Annotated in this window: 5 protein-coding genes; 2 read left to right on the top strand and 3 right to left on the bottom strand. The window is 60.0% G+C overall.

All coding sequences use genetic code 11. The features are described 5' to 3' along the window. The coding region (locus tag A4R35_RS24275; protein WP_189361637.1) for a class I SAM-dependent methyltransferase at positions 1–528 on the bottom strand (528 nt) is incomplete at its 3' end. A 356-nt stretch (positions 529–884) separates the two neighbouring features. Between A4R35_RS24275 and A4R35_RS10340 the strand changes: the two genes are divergently transcribed. Then, positions 885–1640 (top strand): helix-turn-helix domain-containing protein, encoded by a 756-nt coding sequence (locus tag A4R35_RS10340; protein ID WP_146747177.1) that lies wholly within the window; start codon positions 885–887, stop codon positions 1638–1640. A gap of 13 nt (positions 1641–1653) precedes the next feature. After that, positions 1654–2121 (top strand): NUDIX domain-containing protein, encoded by a 468-nt coding sequence (locus A4R35_RS10335; RefSeq protein ID WP_112429061.1) that lies wholly within the window; start codon positions 1654–1656, stop codon positions 2119–2121. Here A4R35_RS10335 and A4R35_RS10330 read toward each other — a convergent pair. Continuing rightward, on the bottom strand, positions 2111–2728 hold the full coding sequence (locus A4R35_RS10330) for an HD domain-containing protein (protein WP_112429059.1): 618 nt from the start codon (positions 2726–2728) through the stop codon (positions 2111–2113). The two genes, A4R35_RS10335 and A4R35_RS10330, sit on opposite strands and share 11 nt — an antisense overlap. A 448-nt stretch (positions 2729–3176) precedes the next feature. Next, positions 3177–3650, bottom strand: coding sequence for a hypothetical protein (locus A4R35_RS10325; RefSeq protein WP_112429057.1), 474 nt, complete (start codon positions 3648–3650; stop codon positions 3177–3179). Between the last annotated feature and the right edge of the window lie 410 nt (positions 3651–4060).

Raw genomic sequence — 4060 nt, 5'->3', positions numbered from 1 at the left:
GCGGACGACGCCGGGCCAGGCCTGGGCGGGAATGGCGGCCACCAGCAACCGCTGATGGGTATAACAAAATTGGCCGTCGGGAAAGGGCAAGCCCTCCAACACGTTCGCCCGGACAAAGACGCAGGTGGGGGGCACCGGCTGGGGCAGGGATTGCAAGGAGACGTCGACGCCCACCACGAGGGCGTGAGGGAAGAGGGCCTGCATCTCGAAGGCCCAGATGCCGGTGCCGGTGCCTACGTCCAGGATGGTACGGATTGACTCGGGGGTGAGGGGCGCGAGGTAGTGGTTGCTGAGGGTCCGATAGAGCGCATGATGCTGATAGTTGAGCCGCTGATCTTCCAGTGGGTCCTTGGGCAGCAGATACGGGACGTCGTCCAGATAGCGGCGCTGGGCGAAGGGCGAAGAATGCCCGTGCTCGGGGGCTGTGCTCACCGCCGCTGTCGACGTGACCACGGTGGGCACGGCGGGAGAAGAGACGGAGCGCGCACGGGCGCGGCGGCGCGGGAAGAGATGACGCCAGAAGGCCATGTCAATGCTCCTTTCCACGATCTGGATGCATCTTCTTAGACGACGGCAGCGCGGACAGAGAGCTGTCGGTCTGCGGACGGGCAAGGCAGCGGTTGCTGCAGGGTGGTCATGGGATTGCCCTCTTTTCCAGGTCTTTGCATCTCAGCATCAGGAACAAGAGGAGGCATACCATCGCCGGTAATCAGTTTCTGAGAAACGGTCGCTTCCCAGTGATCCTCCTGCCGTCTGCCTAGCTATAGGCTAGCTCGAAGACAGGGACTTAGGAACCTCAGGAATGGACATATCTGGACATTTTGTGATAGGCTAGAAATGTCCGTTGTGTCCTTCCAGATGATTGGTGAAAGGGTGATATAGTCATGGAAAATGAGCGACTGCGGAGCGCAATGGAGTCTGCACATCTTGATGTTGAAACGCTAGCAGAGCGGGTGAATGTCGATCCAAAGACGGTGAGACGTTGGTTACATGGGTGTCTCCCTCATCCACGACATCGGTGGAAAGTCTCTGAATTGCTCCAATTACCTGAAAAATCGCTCTGGCCACTCAAGGGGAACGCTTCATCGTCCTCTGACTGCACTGCAGAAATGCTCGCCGCATATGCCCATCGCTCTGACGTTCCTCCCGAAGCCTGGTGGCGTCTCTTCGTCAAGGCCGAGAAGCACATTGATCTCCTGGGAATTGCTCTCTTGTTTCTCCCTGAGCAGCATCCTTACCTTGTCGAGCTGCTCAAGGAGAAAGCGTCAACTGGTTGCCAGGTGAGAATCGCGCTCGCGCATCCTGATTCAGTGGCTCTGCGGATGCGAGATGGAGAGGAGTATCCCGGGACGCTTCCTCCAAGGATTCAGACGACCCTGTATCACTTTCGAGATATTTTACACCATGATGGCATTCAGATACGTTTTCATAGTACTGTCCTCTATATTTCTTACGCTAGATTCGACGACGAAATGTTTGTTATGCCGCAACTTTTCCGCCTGCACGGATCGAAGGCTCCTCTGCTTCATCTTCGTTCGCTTATCCCAGGAGGTATCTTTGCGAACTTTGCCGCACACTTTGAAGCGGTGTGGGAGACAACTACTCCTCTAGAAGCAATAGAGGGATGCCACTCGGCGTAAAGGAGGAGGCACAATGCGTATTGATTATTATGATGATCCTGCCGCTCCCAAAGCAAACGCGATCGTTCCTGCCGCGTGGGCGATCATTGAAGACGAGGAGGGACGGATTCTCTTGCAGCAACGCCAGGAAGATGGCCTCTGGTCTCTACCCGGGGGAGCTATGGAGCTAGGGGAAAGCATTACCCAGACGCTTCTACGAGAAGTCAAGGAAGAAACAGGCCTCGACGTGCTGCCTGAATATCTTGTGGGGATCTATTCAGATCCCCGGCATGTGATTGCTTTAGACCACGGAGAAGTTCGGCAGCAATTCTCACTGTGTTTTGCCTGCAGAGTCATCGGCGGCAGTCTTCAAATCAGCTCAGAGTCGCGTGACCTGCGCTTCTTCTCTGTGAGTGAACTGGACCGTCTCCCCATGCATCGTTCCAGTTTGCTCCGGATCAAAGATTACCAACACTATTGTGGACATCCCTTCATTCGGTAAGGTGATCTGGGTCCAAGCCGTGGCGTTGCAACCAGCGCCGGGTTCTAGCGATGGCCAGCGCCTTGGTGGGGAGCGCCTGTCGGAGGGCCTGCGTGACGAGGTGATCTGGACCGTAGCGCAGGGTGACCTCTCTGGCGCGCTCCTGGAGGGAGACCCGTGTGCCAAGAGGGCTGGTCGTCAGATCGCAGAAGGTCAGTGCATCAGCCACCACCGATCGCTCACGCGGAAAGCGCGAGAGGAGATCCTCCAGCCCCCGCAGATGGGCTTCAAAGCGGGCCTCCGAATGATGGGCCACCAGGCATGCCAGCCGCTCATATCCCTGCTGGCGAAGGAACAGCGCACCATCCACGGGATGGAAACCTGTGTGCCAGAGAGCGGGAGCGTAGCCCACGTCATGCAGATAGGCCGCCGCGATCAGATGCCAGGCATCATCTGGAGCGAAGAGAGGACTGATACGCAGGGCAACACGGGCGACCCCCTGCACGTGAAGCCAACGCGCCCCGAGAGGCGAGAGCAACTCTTCCGCCAGACGAGCGAAGGAAACCAGGAGTGCCTGATTGGGGAGAGCAAGCACCTCCTTTGCTGACAGAGAGAGAGATTCCGCCATAGAGAGATTCCGCCTTTCTCTTGTCTTGCTGAAACACTTCTAGCTTACCACAGTCTGAGACAGGAAGGCGAGGAGCTCCAGGAAGCCGTCTCGATGCCTCCTGCGGAGGGGGGATAGGTGCTGCGAGCACGAGCTGGATTGTCCCTCCCTGAGGAGCTTCCGCTGCATCGATGGCGGTTTCGGGAGAAGGCGCAGCGCTTCGCAGAGTAGAAGGAAAGGAGGACCGGGCGGAAAGGAGGGAACCGCACAGGAGGAGGAAGCAGGAAGGGGCCTGGCGTGGAGGAGACAGAGGCAGGGCTCTGGCTGGCTCGCCCCGCCCTCGCTGGACCACAGCGGCTCCTGGCGCCCTCGGCACGTTGACAGGCAGTGGCCCCGGCCCCAGGCACTTCCTGCCAGCCTGTCTGACGGAGATTCGCCGTCGGCCAGCTGGAAGGCGAGGAGCGGGTGCTCACAGGAGCGAGGGGCCTCGTGGTGAGCGTGACCGAGGTGGTCCATCTGCTTGCTGGCGGCAGGACCTGGCCCAACCGGCGCAGGACGGCCAGCTCGAAGCCGAGCTGGCGGCTGATGCCGGTGAAGCAGTCGAGCAGAGAGCATGGGGAAAGAGGGCCTGCCTCTGGAAGGCCCAGATGCCGGTGCCCACGTCCAGGATGGTGCGGGTGCGCTCAGGAGCGAGCGGGGCCAGGTAATGGTTGCTCAGGGTGCGATACAAGGCGTGGTGCTGGTAATTGAGCCGCTGATCTTCCAGGGGATCTTTGGGGAAGAGAGAGGGCACGTCCTCCAGATAGCGGCGCTGGGCGAAGGGCGAAGAATGCCCGTACTCGGGGGCTGTGCTCACCGCCGCTGCCGTCATGACCACGGCGGGGGCAGCGGAGGCCGCCTGGACTCGGCGGCGCCTGCGGAAAAGATGACGCCAGAAGGCCATATCAGTACTCCCTTCGTAGAGCAATGGACGTCTTCTCATCAGGAGGAGAGGATAGCTCGGCAGAGGCGCCCCCCCTGCGGCCAGGAACGAGGGAGGTGGCCGATGCCTGCGTGGGCAGGGAAGCCACCTCGGGCTGTGCCTGCCGCCGGCTGCAGTGAGGGCAGGGAGGCAGCCTCATCGCCAGGTGGATCAGCGGTTGCGGGAAGGTCGCCATTGGCTCGCTCTCCTTTCTCTCTGTGGTGTCGCTTCTTGGCCTCGGGATTAGGCCTTGCTCACTCGGTGGGATCTCGGTGGCTCCGATCGCCGCGGGTAACTTGTGCTCGTTCACTCCTCCATAAGCCTACCACCAGGAACGTGCGAATCGGGGGAGAATCCTGTGCGATCGATGGGAGAGTGGAGGGAGGGAGGAA

Origin of the sequence: Thermogemmatispora tikiterensis, assembly GCF_003268475.1 — a bacterium.
Taxonomy (GTDB): Bacteria; Chloroflexota; Ktedonobacteria; order Ktedonobacterales; family Ktedonobacteraceae; genus Thermogemmatispora; species Thermogemmatispora tikiterensis.
This window is presented reverse-complemented; position numbering and strand designations above follow the sequence as displayed.

Excerpts from the sequence above, each read along its gene's own strand:
- A4R35_RS10335 (WP_112429061.1), top strand. The coding sequence starts at position 1,654 with ATGCGTATTGATTATTATGATGATCCTGCCGCTCCCAAAGCAAACGCG.
- A4R35_RS10330 (WP_112429059.1), bottom strand. The coding sequence starts at position 2,728 with ATGGCGGAATCTCTCTCTCTGTCAGCAAAGGAGGTGCTTGCTCTCCCC.
- A4R35_RS10325 (WP_112429057.1), bottom strand. The coding sequence starts at position 3,650 with ATGGCCTTCTGGCGTCATCTTTTCCGCAGGCGCCGCCGAGTCCAGGCG.
- A4R35_RS10340 (WP_146747177.1), top strand. The coding sequence starts at position 885 with ATGGAAAATGAGCGACTGCGGAGCGCAATGGAGTCTGCACATCTTGAT.